Raw genomic sequence first — 12773 nt, forward strand, 5'->3', positions numbered from 1 at the left:
GCGTGGAACTTAAAAAACGCGCAGAGCACGGGCGTTGGTTCCACCGGGTGGCACAGCACACATCGCGGAAGCCACGGGTCTCCCGGAGAGTGGGCCTCATGCGTGTCTTCCGTGCACCGCTGTCGCGTCTGCCGCGTGCGGTGCGGGTGGCCCTGGTCTGTCTGCCCGGCCTCGCGGCCGTCATCGCGCTGGTCCTCTGGGCCGTGGCCGCCGACCGGACGCCGGCGGGCACCGGACGACCCGCCACGGCGCGGACCCCCGCGGGACACCGCGCCGAACGCCCCGCCATCGTCCCCAGGGAGCGCTGGCTCGGCGACGCCGCGTACACGCGCCCGCCCACCCGGTACGCCGACCGCGTCCTAGCAGTCTTCATCCACCACACCGACTCGCCGAACGACTACGACTGCGCCGACACCCCCCGCATCATCCGGGACATGTATGTCGGCCAAGCCGGCGGCCGGGCCTGGGACGACATCGGCTACAACTTCCTCGTCGACCGCTGCGGCACCATCTACGAGGGCCGGGCGGGCGGAGTCGAGCGCCCCGTCGTCGGCGCGCACACCCAGGGCTTCAACGTCGGTACGACGGGAATCGCGGCGATCGGCACCTTCACCACCGGAGTGCCGGTCCCACCGGCCATGACCGACGCCATCGCAGCCGTCGCGGCCTGGAAACTGGGCCTGAGCGACATCGACCCGCGCTCCCCGGTACGGCTGGTCTCCACAAACAGCATGAGCAGATACCGAGCAGGCACCCCCGGCACCTTCGCGGCCATCGCCGGCCACGCCGACGGCTACTACACCGCCTGCCCAGGCGAAGCCCTGACAGCCCGCCTCCCCGAAATCCGCGAACGAGCGGCCCACCTCCAGGGCAGGCGCTAACTCACAGCCACGCCACAGCGGACTCACCGCTGCCCCAGAACCCCGCCTCCTAACGTCAAACCACGCACTGACCGGAGGTGGACACCATGACCAGCAACCAGAACGACCAGCAGCGCCGACGGACCCGCCAGACGTCCCTGTGGTCAAGGGCCGTTCGCAGCCCCTGGACCGTGGCCTGCGTGGCAGCAGCGGTCGTGGTGGGCCCGTCGGCAGCCACGGCGTCAGCCCTGGACCGAGCCAACGCGGCACCCCCGCACAGCGCACCAGGCCCGGCTCCGCGCCCCTAAAGGAGGCCGCAGGCCATCCTTTAGGGGCGCGGGGGCTGCATCAACTTGCGGCTGGCTCGGCCGCGTGGGCGCGACCAGCGCCCCGTAAGGGGCGCGGGCAGTATCGATTTGCGGCTCCGCCGCGTGGGCGCGACCAGCCACGACGGGCCTGCAGTGTCGAACGGCACCCCAGCCCTCTCAGGGGCGCGAGGCTGTATCGATGTGCGGCTCCGCCGCGCGGGCGCGACAAGCCACAACGAACCCGCACGTTAAAACTGCGCAACCCAGCGGAGCGCACCGGCATCATGAAGCCATGCGTGCCGCCCGCCTCATCAAAATGGTGCTGCTCCTCCAATCCCGCCCCTCCATGACCGCCGCCGAACTCGCCCGCGAGCTGGAGGTGTCCGAGCGCACCATCACGCGCGACGCGCAGGCCCTGTCGGAGGCCGGTGTGCCGGTGTACGCGGACCGCGGGCGGGCCGGTGGTTACCGCCTCATCGGCGGCTACCGGACCCGGCTCACGGGGCTGGCCCGGAGCGAAGCCGAGGCGCTCTTCCTGAGCGGAGTGCCCGGGGCGCTGCGCGAGATGGGGCTCGAGGACGCCGCCTCGGCCGCGCGGCTGAAGGTGTCGGCGGCGTTGCTGCCGTCCCTGCGCGACGCCCCGCACAGCGCGGCGCAGCGGTTCCATCTCGACGCCCCCGCCTGGTTCGCCGAGCCGAAGACGCCCGAGTTGCTGCCCGCCGTCGCGGAGGCGGTGTGGGACGACCGCCGGATCACGGCCCGCTATCGGCGCCAAGAGGCCGAGGTGAAGCGGGAGTTGGAGCCTTACGGGCTCGTGCTGAAGGCAGGCGTCTGGTACGTGTGCGCCCGCGTCCCGAACCCGGGTTCCTTCCGCGTCTACCGCATCGACCGGTTCACGGCGGTGGAGAGCGGCGACGAACGTTTCGTACGCGACGAGGCATTCGACCTGCCCGGCTTCTGGGCGGAACGCGCGGTGCAGTTCGCGCGCTCGATCCTGCGGGCGACGGCGGTGATCCGGCTCTCGGAGGCGGGCGCACGGCAGCTGAAATACGCCGTCCATGCGCTCACCGCACAGGAGGCGCTGGCCGAGGCCAGCCCGCCCGACGGCGAGGGCAGGGTGACGGTCACGCTGCCCGTCGAGTCGCACGACGTGGCGTACACCCAACTCCTCTCCCTAGGACCGGAGGTGGAGGTCCTGGAGCCGCCCGAGCTGCGGCAGCGCTTCGCGCAGGCGGCGGCCCGGACGGCGGCCTACTACGACGTGCAGGTCACCGATAGCCCGTGACGTCCGCGGGTTTGCCCGCCTGCTCGACCTCCGCGATATAGCGCCAGGCGTCCGGCGCCGAGCCGTCGGCGTCCGTGAAGCCGTACTCCCGGGCCAGGCCTCCGCTGGACAGCGACTGCCCGTTCCAGCGCGCCACCTCGGGATCGGCGGCGAGCGCGGCCACTGCCCGCCCGATGTAGGTGGGCGACTCGGAGATCGCGAAGTGCGGGGCCTGCTCGCAGGCGTCCCGCCAGTTCTCCTCGGTGACATGGAAGGCGGTGTCGAGCATCGCCTCGGAGCGCAGCCAGCCCGGCGTGAGACAGACGGCCGTACAGCCGACCTCCTTCAGCTCCTCGCCGAGGCCGTACGCCATGCGGATCGGGGTCGTCTTGGCGAGGTCGTAGAAGAACGGCTCGCGGTAGGTGGTGCGGTTGTACTCCTCGGTGCCGTCGGTGACCTCGACCAGCAGGCCGCCGGGATTGCGGACCAGGAGCGGCAGGGCGCTGTGGCTGGTGACGATGTGCGACTCGATGCCCAGGCGCATCACCCGCAGCCCCTTGTCGAGGTCCATCTCCCACATCTTCGGCTGCTCACGCGAACCCATGTCGAGGTGGACGTCGCCGCCCCAGAGGTCGTTGACGAGGATGTCGAGACGGCCCTGTTCCCGGTCGATACGGGCGACGAGGGCCCGTACCTGCTCCGGCTCCAGGTGGTCCGTCGGCACGGCGATGCCGCGGCCCTCGGCTCCGGCCGCCGCGTCGACCAGTTCGGCGGTCTCCTCGATGGTCTCCGTGGACCGGCCGACCTCGCTGACGTGGTCACGGGTCGTACGGCCCGTGACGTACACGGTGGCTCCGGCGCGTCCCAGTTCCACGGCCATGGCCCGCCCGGCGCCGCGCGTGGCGCCCGCGACCAGGGCGATCTTTCCCTTGAGTGCCTGTGCGTTCTCCATACGCCGAGCATCCCGCCGAATGCCGACAGCCGCTGTCCGGCTTTCCACGGACTGTCCGTGGCTTTTCCTTCGGCATGTGCGCGCATAACGATCTGCCTGTGCCCAGGTGCGCGGGCCGGGTACAGGCCCGATGCTGGTGCACGTGATGGACGAGACGGAGTTCTGGGACCTGATTGACGCAACCCGCGAGGCCGCCGAGGGCGACCCCGACGAGCAGGCCGACCTGCTCGTCGAACGGCTCCTAGGCCTTGACCCGGACTCGGTCCTGGACTTCGCCCGTCACTTCGAGGCCCGCTACAACCGCGCCTACACCTGGGACCTTTGGGGCGCCGCCTGGATCCTCCTGGACGGCGCCAGCGACGACGCCTTCGACTTCTTCCGCTGCTGGCTGATCGGCCAGGGGCGCGATGTGTACGAGCACGCCGTGCACGATCCCGACCAGCTGGCCGAGCTCCTGCCCGACTTCGACGACGAGGTAGACGGCGACGGAGAGGAACTCGGCTACGCCGCGGACGAGGCCTACGAACAGCTAACCGGCGCCGTAGCCCCCGACCTAGGCATCCCGCCCGCACCCCCAGAGCCCACAGGCACGCCCATCGACTTCGAGAACCAGAAGGTACTGGCGGAACGTTTTCCTCGGCTGTGGGAACGGTTCGCGGACTGAGCGCCCCGTAAGGGGCGCGGGGAACTGCGCGACAAGCCACAACGGACCCGCAGCTACGAACCGGCCGTCGCTGCGGGGTCCGGGGCTGGCCCCGGGATGGGACGGGTAGGGGCGGCGGGGGCGACCCCCCCGGCCCCTACAACCCGTACCGCTCCCTGGCCTCCTTCACGGCAGAAGCCTTGATCTCCCCCCGGCGCGCCAGCTGGGCCAAGGCCGCAACGACGATCGACTCCGCGTCCACGCCAAAGTGGCGCCGAGCCGCCTCCCGGGTGTCGGACAGACCGAACCCGTCCGCGCCGAGCGAGGAGTAGTCCTGCTCAACCCACTGCGCGATCTGGTCCGGAACCTGCCGCATGTAGTCCGACACCGCGAGCACCGGCCCCTCGGCCCCATGCAGCACCCGACGGACGTACGGCACCCGCTCCTCGCCCCGCAACAGCGTCGCATCCGCCTCCAGGGCGTCACGCCGCAGCTCGGTCCAGGAAGTCGCGGACCAGACGTCGGCAGCCACACCCCACTCCTCCGCGAGCAGCTTCTGCGCCTGAAGCGTCCAGTGGATCGCCGTGCCAGAGCCAAGGAGCTGGATGCGCGGGGCGTTGGCGGCGGGCGAAAGGCCCGCGGACTCGGCCGTGTTGAAGCGGTACAGGCCCTTGACGATGCCCTCGTCCACGCCGGGCTCGGCGGGCTTGGCGGGCTGAGGCAGGGGCTCGTTGTAGACGGTGAGGTAGTAGAAGACGTTCGGGTCCTCACCGGGCGCCGCCTCGCCGTACATACGGCGCAGACCGTCCCGGACGATCGCCGCCACCTCGTACGCGAACGCCGGGTCGTACGTCAGCGCCGCCGGGTTGGTCGCGGCGATGACGGGTGAGTGGCCGTCCGCGTGCTGCAGACCCTCGCCCGTCAGCGTCGTACGGCCGGCAGTGGCGCCGATCAGGAAGCCGCGGCCGAGCTGGTCGCCGAGCTGCCACATCTGGTCGGCCGTACGCTGCCAGCCGAACATCGAGTAGAAGATGTAGAACGGGATCATCGCTTCGCCGTGCGTGGAGTACGCGGTGGACGCGGCGATGAAGTCCGCCATCGAACCGGCCTCGGTGATCCCCTCATTGAGGATCTGGCCGTCCTTGGCCTCCTTGTAGTACATCAACTGGTCACGGTCGACCGGCTCGTACGTCTGCCCCTTCGGCGAGTAGATGCCGAGGGACGGGAAGAGGCTCTCCATTCCGAAGGTGCGCGCCTCGTCCGGCACGATCGGCACCCAGCGCTTCCCCGTCTGCTTGTCGCGGACCAGGTCCTTGACCAGGCGTACGAAGGCCATGGTCGTCGCCACGTTCTGCGAACCGGAGCCCTTGTCGAACGCGGCGAAGGTCTTGTCGGCGGCGGCAGGGAGAGGTGCCAGTGCGTGTGTGCGGCGAGCGGGGGCCGGGCCGCCGAGGGCCGCGCGGCGCTCCTGGAGGTAGCGGACCTCGGGGGAGTCGGCGCCGGGGTGGCCGTACGGGACGACCCCGTCCACGAACTGTGCGTCGGAGATGGGCAGTTCGAGCAGGTCACGCATCTGCTTGAACTCGTCCGTCGACAGCTTCTTCATCTGGTGGTTGGCGTTCTTGGACGCGAAGCCCTGGCCGAGCGTGAAGCCCTTGACCGTCTGGGCGAGGATCACGGTCGGCGCGCCCTTGTGCTCGACGGCGGCCTTGTACGCGGCGTACACCTTGCGCGCCTCGTGACCACCGCGGGACAGGTGGAAGCACTCGAGGATCTTGTCGTCGCTCAGCAGTTTCGCCATCTCGGCGAGCGCCGGGTCGGTGCCGAAGAAGTCCTGGCGGATGTAGGCGGCGTCGCGGGTCTGATACGTCTGCACCTGCGCGTCCGGTACCTCGCGCAGGCGGCGTACGAGCGCGCCCGTGGTGTCGAGCTGGAACAGCTCGTCCCAGGCGTTGCCCCACAGCGACTTGACGACGTTCCAGCCGGCGCCGCGGAACTGCGCCTCCAGCTCCTGCACGATCTTGAAGTTCGCGCGGACCGGGCCGTCGAGGCGCTGGAGGTTGCAGTTGATGACGAAGGTCAGGTTGTCCAGACCCTCGCGGGAGGCGAGTGCGAGTGCGGCCGTGGACTCCGGCTCGTCCATCTCGCCGTCGCCGAGGAACGCCCACACGTGGGACTGCGAGACGTCCTTGATGCCGCGGCTGGTGAGGTAGCGGTTGAAGCGCGCCTGGTAGATGGCGGAGAGCGGGCCGAGGCCCATCGAGACCGTCGGGAACTCCCAGAGCCACGGGAGACGGCGCGGGTGCGGGTAGGAGGGAAGGCCCTTGCCGCCCGCCTCTTGGCGGAAGTTGTCCAGGTGGGTCTCGTTCAGGCGGCCGTCGAGGAAGGCGCGGGCGTAGATGCCGGGGGAGGCGTGGCCCTGGATGTAGAGCTGGTCGCCGCTGCCGTCCCCCTCCTTGCCCTTGAAGAAGTGGTTGAAGCCCGTCTCGTAGAGCCAGGCCGCGGAGGCGAAGGTGGCGATGTGGCCGCCGACGCCGTGTTTCGCACCCCGGGTCACCATCGCGGCCGCGTTCCAGCGGTTCCACGCGGTGATACGGGCCTCCATCGCCTCGTCGCCGTCCACGGTGGGCTCGGCGGCGGTGGGGATGGTGTTGACGTAGTCGGTCTCGAGGAGCTTGGGCAGCGCGAGACCGCCCGCCTCCGCGCGTTCCAGTGTGCGGCGCATCAGGTAGGCGGCGCGGTGCGGCCCGGCCGCCTTGGTGACGGCGTCCAGGGAGGCCCGCCACTCGGCGGTCTCCTCGGGGTCGCGGTCCGGGAGCTGGTCGAGCTCGCTCGGCTGGATAGCGGTGGGGTCGGTCATTGCGCCGCCTTCCGGATACGGAGGGGGCACGTGAAGGGGGTTCCTTCGACGGTCTCCCTCAGCGGTAAGGGGTGGGATGTGCCCTTTGTCTTTGGCAGGACAGGGCGGCGGGCTGTGTGGCAGCCCGTCGGTGACTGTAACTCTCTGATCGATGATCGATCAAAGGGTTGCAGGGCAAAAACTGTCGATGTCGAGAAATTGGCATGCGGTGCCGCACATTCAGGCACGCGGTGCCTTGCGCGGTTTCAAGCTGCGGGTTCGTTGTGGCGGGTCGCGCCCACGCGGCGGAGCCACAAATCAATACAGCCCCGCGCCCCTAAAGGAAGGCTTGCGGCCTCCTTTAGGGGCGCGGGGAACCGACGTTCACGACGGGCGTCGACCCGTCAGGGTCATGCGGTTGCCGTCTGTGCCGGCCTCTCGCCCTCTTGGCGCTCGGTCGTTGAGGAGGGCTCCTTGCGCTCCTCGCGCTCGGCGCGTTCGCGCTCGATGCGTTCGTGTTCCTCGCGTTGGCGGGCCGACTGTTCTCGGGTGATTACCTCTGTGGCGGCGCCTACTGCTACCGCCACCGGCCAGCCGATGGCGCCGGCTGCGGTCATGCCGCCCAGGACGCCGTAGAAGGCGAGCTTGCGGGGCGAGGGGAGCAGTGACGTGGCCGCGGAGGTCGCGGTGGTGGCCACGGACGCGGCTGCGGACGTGGCCGTGCGGACACCGGGCAGCCGGATCTTGGAGAAGGCGTCGCCTGGAGTGACGTACGGAATGGGGATGTTGGCGTGTGCGGTGTGCAGGTGCACCACCTTGCCGCCTCCCGTCCGCTTCTCCTGGTCCTGTGCCTGCTGAGGCTGTTCCTGCTGCTGGGTCTGTTCCTGGGGCTGTGACTCGGTCTCTGGGGGAATCATCTCCGCCCTCCCATGCTGGAAAGCGTGAGTCGCTGGTCTCCCGGGATCGGCTTCCATGCATACGTGCCGATAAACCCATGAAACGGACAAACTTAGGCGGCCGCGGCCACCGGGCGCCCGCTCGCGGCGAAGGACTTCCAGAGCTGCATGATCAGGCGCACCAGAACGGCCTCGATCAGGGCGATCGCCACCTGGGTCAGGATCGTGCCGAGGATCTGCGGCATGGCAGGCCGCCTTTCATGTGGACGTGCGGGTTACGCCTCCTTTGTCAGCCCCGACACCATCCGGCGGGCTGCCCCAAGGTGACCTGCGCGTGAATATCCCCTTGCGGTCAGGTCAGGTCAAGACCTGGGGCCCGCTGACCGCCCCGTCCGTGCGACCACGCCGGCCGCGCCCTGCGCCACGGCGGGCACCAGAACCGAACCCGCCGCCGACGCCACCGCGATCGTCCAGCCCACCGGACCCAGGGGCCGACTGCCGAAGAAATGGCTGAGTCCGGGCACGGTCACCACCACGCCCAGTACCGCCAACGACCCCACCACGGCCGCGGCGACCACCGGATCGCGGCCCGCGTCCTGCAACGTCTGGAGCAACTGGGACCCCACCAGGGCGACCAGCGAAACGGTGTCGGCGTGCGCCCGGGTGCCGGTCGCGCGGGCGGCGATCCAGGCGACGGTGGCGGCCGCCGTGGTGACGGTGGCCCGCAGCCGGATGTGCCGGATCAGGGCCTTGCCGAGGGAGACCTCCGGGCCCTCCGCGAGCAGCCGGCTCGAGTGGTCGGCGGGTGGGCGGGCGGCGATGGCCATGGCGGGCAGCATGTCGGTGAGCAGGTTGACCAGGAGCAACTGGCGGGCGTTGAGCGCGCTGCGGCCGGTGAGCAGGGTGGTCGCCAGGACGAAAGCGATCTCCCCCAGGTTGCCGCCGAGCAGGATGCCCAGCGCCTTGCGCACCGACGCCCACATCGACCGGCCCTCGACGAAGGCGTCCACGATGGTCTCGATGCGGTCGTCGGTGACCACCACATCGGCGGCGGCGCGGGCCGCCGGGGTGGCCCGTGAGCCCAGCGCGATGCCGACATCGGCGATCCGGATCGCGGGCGCGTCATTGGCGCCGTCGCCCGTGACGGCGACGACCCGGCCGGCCGCCCGCAGAGCCGTGACGATACGGACCTTGTGTCCCGGCGTGACCCGGGCGAACACCGTGATCTCCGGCAGCGTCTTGGCGAGCGCCGCGTCGTCCAGGGCGTCCAGCTCCGCCCCGGTCATCAGCCGCGGCTCCTCCTCGGGCCGCAGCTCCCGGGCGATCGCGGCGGCCGTGCTGGGGTGATCGCCGGTGAGCATGACGATACGTACCCCTGCCCGGGACAGCCGGTCCACGCTCTCGGCCGCCGTGGACCGCACCGGGTCCGCGAGGCCCAGCAGGCCCAGCAGGCTCAGCTCGCCGACGTCCTCGTCATCGAGCTGCGGGGAAGCCCCTGCCGGCAACACCCGTTCGGCGACGGCGAGAACCCGCAGACCGCGCCGGGCCAGCCGGTCGGTCTCCGCTTCGATCTCCTCCCGTACCCGGTCATCGATGGGCTGCGGGGTGTCGTCCCGGCGGATACTCACGCAGCGGGCCAGTACGACCTCAGGGGCGCCCTTGACGACGATCCGCGTCTCGGAGTCGGAGCGTCCCAGCACGGCGTGGTAGCCGCGCCCCGGCTCGAACGGCAGCTCCGCCAGGCCCTCCCAGGAGTCCGTACCGAGCCCGGCGGCACGGGCGGCAGGGGCACCGAGCAGTTCGGCGCCGGCCGCGATGGCACGGTCGGTGGGGTGGGCGAGCGTTGCCGCCTGACCCGGCGGGCCCGCGAGGGCGGCCGTGGCGGCGATCCGGCGCAGGGGCGGGGTGAGCTGGTCGGGCGGGCGTTCCTCCAGGGCATCGGACACCTGCTGGAGACTGATCCGGCCCTCGGTGAGCGTGCCCGTCTTGTCGAAGCACAGCACGTCGGTGCGGCCCAGCGCCTCGATGGTGGAGGCGCTGCGTACGAGGGTGTCGCGGGTGGACAGCCGGCGGGCCGCGGCCAGTTCCGCGACCGTGGCGACGAACGGCAGCCCCTCGGGCACGGCCGCCACGCACAGGCTGACCGCGGAACCCAAGGCGGCGCCCAGGGGCCGCCTGCGCAGCAGATCGATGGCGAAGAGGACCACGCCCGCGGCGACGGACAGCGGCAGGAACCAGCGGCCCAGCGCCTTCAGCCGCCGCTCCACGCCGCTCTCCGGCGGCCCGCCCTCCGGGCCCGCCTCCGCGGCACTGCCCGCCTCGGTGGCCGTACCGGTGGCGACGACCACGGCCAGCGCCTCGCCGGCCGCCACCGTCGTCGCCTGGTAGAGCATGGACGTACGGTCCGCGACCGTACGGGCCGCGGTCGGCGCGGCGCTCTTCACGACGGGCAGCGACTCGCCGGTGAGGCTGGACTCGTCGACCTCCAGGCCCTGCGCCCGTACCACCCGGCAGTCCGCGGGGACCGCGTCCCCGGCCCGCAGCTCGATCACATCGCCGCGCACCAGGTGCTCACCGGCCGCCTCCACGGCCTCGGTCCGGCCGGGCCGGCGTACCTTCACCCGGGCCGAAGTGGCCTCGACCAGTCGTTCCGCCGCCTGGTCCGCCTGCTGCCGCTGCACTCCGCCGACCAGCGCGTCCACGCCGAGTACGCCGCCGATGAGCACGGAGTCCAGTACGGAACCGAGCGCGGCCGAGATGCCGCCGCCGATCGCCAGGATGGGCGTGAGCGGATTGGCGAGCTCCTCGGCGACCCTGCCGACCAGGGTGACGGCGCCGTCGTGCCGGTCACGGCCCGCGAACTGCCGGCGCCGCGCGGCCTCGGCTTCGTCCAGGCCCCGGGACGAGGTGCCGAGCCGGGTCATCACCTGACGTACCGCCATGGCATGCCAGGGCGTACGCTCGGCCGCCGCCGGTGTCGGGCGCCCGTGCAGTCGCCAGCCGGCCCAGAAGCCGGTCGCGATCCCGGCGATCGTCACAGCGTCCGTCACCAGCCGGGCCCGCGCCCAGGCCCGCGGCCGGGGCACCAGCAGCGCGAGGCCCGAGCCCGCCACGGCGCCGGCGGCCTCAAGGCGGGTGCAGAGCCGACTGATCCGCCGGGCCTCCGGCAGGGCCGTCAGCAGCAGGTGGACGACATCGGGCGGGGCGGCGACATCGGCGTCCCACGGCACGTGCCGCGCCCCGGTGATCACTCCGATGCCCAGGTCCGCGCGGACGAGGGCGCGCCGGGTCCGTGCCGAGACCACGGCGACACCGTGGCCCTGCGACTGGAGGGAGCGCACCAGGGCGGCCGTACGCCGGTGCCCCGTGCGCGCGGCCTCACGCAGCCCGAACCGGCGGTGCAGACCGGGCGGGCCGCCCACCAGCCGCACCTGGCCGCATTCCCGTGCCGCGCGCACCAAGTGGTGGGCGAGCGGGTGCAGTTGGGGGGCGAGGGCGGCCACCGCCACCGGCTGCCCCGCTCGCAGTACGAGCATGACCCGAGCGCCCTCCTCGGCCCACTGCCGGGCGAGCGCGGCGGGCCGGGCGGGCAACTCGGCGGCAGGGGCGGCGTCCGTGCCGGTGAACGGGCGCAGCTCCCAGTCGCCCTGCCGCTGTGGCGGCAAGGGACCGGCGCCGGGCGGGCGGGGGCGTCTCGGCGGGCCGTCCGGCTCCATCAACTCGTGGATCCGGGCGTGCAGTTCGTCGTCGTCCGGACCGTCTTGCTCCTGCTCCTGCTCGACAGTGCCTTCCGGGCCACCGTTCAGGGGCGCCACGCCCTCGACGGTCCAGCCGCCGGTGGCCAGCACTCTGGCGTCGAGGACCACCGTGTCGATCCGGTCCAGTCGGCGCAGCGCCTCCGGCCGCAGCGCGATCGCCCCCCGGTCGGAGACCGCCCGGGCCACCGAGGACGCGAACGCCTCCCGGCCGAACCTCGGGCCTCGCGGAGTCCCCGCGATCAGCAGCGCCAGGCTCCGGTCATGGCTGAGCGGACCGATCGCGCCCAGCCCGTACGCCGCCAGGGACACCGGAGCTGCCACGTTCGCGTACCGGTCGCCCGGCCCTGGCGGCAGCTTGGCCGGCCGCTCGTAACCCGGCAGCGCGTCGTGCCGGTACGTCCCCTCGTGCACCGCCAGCCTGCTCGACCAGTCTGCCCACGCCCTGCGCCGGGCCTGCACCTCCACATACCGGGCGGCGGCCAGCGCGGTGGCCACCGCGGCGCCGAGCGGCCGGAACGTCAGCGTCGTCAGCAGCAGGTTCGTCATGGCGAAGCCGCGCTCCGTGGCCTTCTCACCGATCCGGCGGGCCAGGCCGTCCCGCAACGGCGGCGCCGACTCCACGAGCTGGACCGCCGACATCACCACCGGCGGCAGCCCCCGCAACCGGAGCCGGTCACCCACGGTCGCGACCCCGACCGCCACTAGCCCCGCACCGAGCCGAACGGCCGCCCCGATCGCCGCCGTCGGATCACCCGGGAACCCGACCTGGCCGCGCGCCCGCCCGGCGTCCGCAGCCTTCGGCTCTTGGGCAGCGGCATCCGCCGTGGCGACGAGGCCCTTGACGCTCTCCAGGTCGGTCTCCGGCCCACACCCGACGTATACGCAGCCCAAGGTGCCGTTCACCTCGGCCCGGCTCACCCCCGGAACCCGCCGCAGCGCCCCCTCCACCTCACGCGCCACGGCTGCCGTGCCGGGCCGGCCCAAGCGCCGCACCTCGATCTGCACTCCTCCGGGGGTTCGCCAGAGCCGGGGTACGGACTTGACGAGCAAGGAGGAGAGCACCGGCAGCATCACGCGAACCCCACCATCGGCCGACTACGGGCGTGGGCGGCGCCCCGGAGGACGACACGACTTAGACCAGTATGTGCATGCATGGGCGCGTTGCGCCGTGCGTGGGCCGCCGGGAGGAGGCCGCTTGAGGGGCCGCAGGCCCCGATAGGGGCGCGGGGCTGTGTCAATTTGCGGCTCCGCCG

Annotated in this window: 9 protein-coding genes; 4 read left to right on the plus strand and 5 right to left on the minus strand. The window is 71.9% G+C overall.

The features are described from left to right. Positions 1 to 98 precede the first annotated feature (98 nt). The 3 genes from ACQEVY_RS34585 to ACQEVY_RS34595 all read left to right on the plus strand — a co-directional run bounded on the left by ACQEVY_RS34585 (position 99) and on the right by ACQEVY_RS34595 (position 2453). Positions 99 to 881: a peptidoglycan recognition protein family protein gene (locus tag ACQEVY_RS34585; protein ID WP_432953298.1), complete on the plus strand. Its 783-nt coding sequence runs from the start codon at positions 99 to 101 to the stop codon at positions 879 to 881. An 86-nt stretch (positions 882 to 967) separates the two neighbouring features. Beyond that, complete coding sequence (locus tag ACQEVY_RS34590) at positions 968 to 1168, plus strand: hypothetical protein (protein WP_432953299.1); 201 nt, start codon at positions 968 to 970, stop codon at positions 1166 to 1168. Positions 1169 to 1460: 292 nt separating this feature from the next. Next, positions 1461 to 2453, plus strand: a complete 993-nt coding sequence (locus ACQEVY_RS34595) for a helix-turn-helix transcriptional regulator (protein WP_432953300.1) — start codon at positions 1461 to 1463, stop codon at positions 2451 to 2453. Here the strand turns inward: ACQEVY_RS34595 and ACQEVY_RS34600 are convergent. Then, on the minus strand, positions 2437 to 3384 hold the full coding sequence (locus ACQEVY_RS34600) for an SDR family oxidoreductase (RefSeq protein WP_432953301.1): 948 nt from the start codon (positions 3382 to 3384) through the stop codon (positions 2437 to 2439). The genes ACQEVY_RS34595 and ACQEVY_RS34600 overlap by 17 nt on opposite strands. A gap of 145 nt (positions 3385 to 3529) precedes the next feature. On the opposite strand from ACQEVY_RS34600, the gene ACQEVY_RS34605 reads away from it, so the two are divergent. Next, positions 3530 to 4048, plus strand: a complete 519-nt coding sequence (locus ACQEVY_RS34605; RefSeq protein ID WP_432955562.1) for a DUF4240 domain-containing protein — start codon at positions 3530 to 3532, stop codon at positions 4046 to 4048. A 136-nt stretch (positions 4049 to 4184) separates the two neighbouring features. Here ACQEVY_RS34605 and aceE read toward each other — a convergent pair whose 3' ends face one another. The 4 genes from aceE to ACQEVY_RS34625 form a co-directional block, all read right to left on the minus strand. Further along, positions 4185 to 6887 (minus strand): pyruvate dehydrogenase (acetyl-transferring), homodimeric type, encoded by a 2703-nt coding sequence (gene aceE, locus ACQEVY_RS34610; RefSeq protein ID WP_432953302.1) that lies wholly within the window; start codon positions 6885 to 6887, stop codon positions 4185 to 4187. A gap of 389 nt (positions 6888 to 7276) precedes the next feature. Beyond that, positions 7277 to 7783, minus strand: a complete 507-nt coding sequence (locus tag ACQEVY_RS34615) for a hypothetical protein (RefSeq protein ID WP_432953303.1) — start codon at positions 7781 to 7783, stop codon at positions 7277 to 7279. A 92-nt stretch (positions 7784 to 7875) separates the two neighbouring features. Beyond that, positions 7876 to 8007 carry a hypothetical protein gene (locus ACQEVY_RS34620; protein ID WP_432953304.1) on the minus strand — a complete coding sequence of 44 codons (132 nt, stop codon included), beginning with the start codon at positions 8005 to 8007 and terminating at the stop codon, positions 7876 to 7878. A 117-nt stretch (positions 8008 to 8124) separates the two neighbouring features. After that, positions 8125 to 12591, minus strand: coding sequence for an HAD-IC family P-type ATPase (locus ACQEVY_RS34625; protein WP_432955563.1), 4467 nt, complete (start codon positions 12589 to 12591; stop codon positions 8125 to 8127). Positions 12592 to 12773 lie beyond the last annotated feature (182 nt).

Origin of the sequence: Streptomyces sp. CA-288835, assembly GCF_050936385.1 — a bacterium.
In the GTDB taxonomy this organism is placed as follows: domain Bacteria; phylum Actinomycetota; class Actinomycetes; order Streptomycetales; family Streptomycetaceae; genus Streptomyces.

Bases quoted from the DNA above. Each gene is read 5' to 3' on its own strand.
- ACQEVY_RS34605 (WP_432955562.1), top strand. From the start codon at position 3,530: ATGGACGAGACGGAGTTCTGGGACCTGATTGACGCAACCCGCGAGGCC.
- aceE (WP_432953302.1), bottom strand. From the start codon at position 6,887: ATGACCGACCCCACCGCTATCCAGCCGAGCGAGCTCGACCAGCTCCCG.
- ACQEVY_RS34590 (WP_432953299.1), top strand. From the start codon at position 968: ATGACCAGCAACCAGAACGACCAGCAGCGCCGACGGACCCGCCAGACG.
- ACQEVY_RS34600 (WP_432953301.1), bottom strand. From the start codon at position 3,384: ATGGAGAACGCACAGGCACTCAAGGGAAAGATCGCCCTGGTCGCGGGC.
- ACQEVY_RS34595 (WP_432953300.1), top strand. From the start codon at position 1,461: ATGCGTGCCGCCCGCCTCATCAAAATGGTGCTGCTCCTCCAATCCCGC.
- ACQEVY_RS34585 (WP_432953298.1), top strand. From the start codon at position 99: ATGCGTGTCTTCCGTGCACCGCTGTCGCGTCTGCCGCGTGCGGTGCGG.
- ACQEVY_RS34625 (WP_432955563.1), bottom strand. From the start codon at position 12,591: ATGCTGCCGGTGCTCTCCTCCTTGCTCGTCAAGTCCGTACCCCGGCTC.
- ACQEVY_RS34615 (WP_432953303.1), bottom strand. From the start codon at position 7,783: ATGATTCCCCCAGAGACCGAGTCACAGCCCCAGGAACAGACCCAGCAG.
- ACQEVY_RS34620 (WP_432953304.1), bottom strand. From the start codon at position 8,007: ATGCCGCAGATCCTCGGCACGATCCTGACCCAGGTGGCGATCGCCCTG.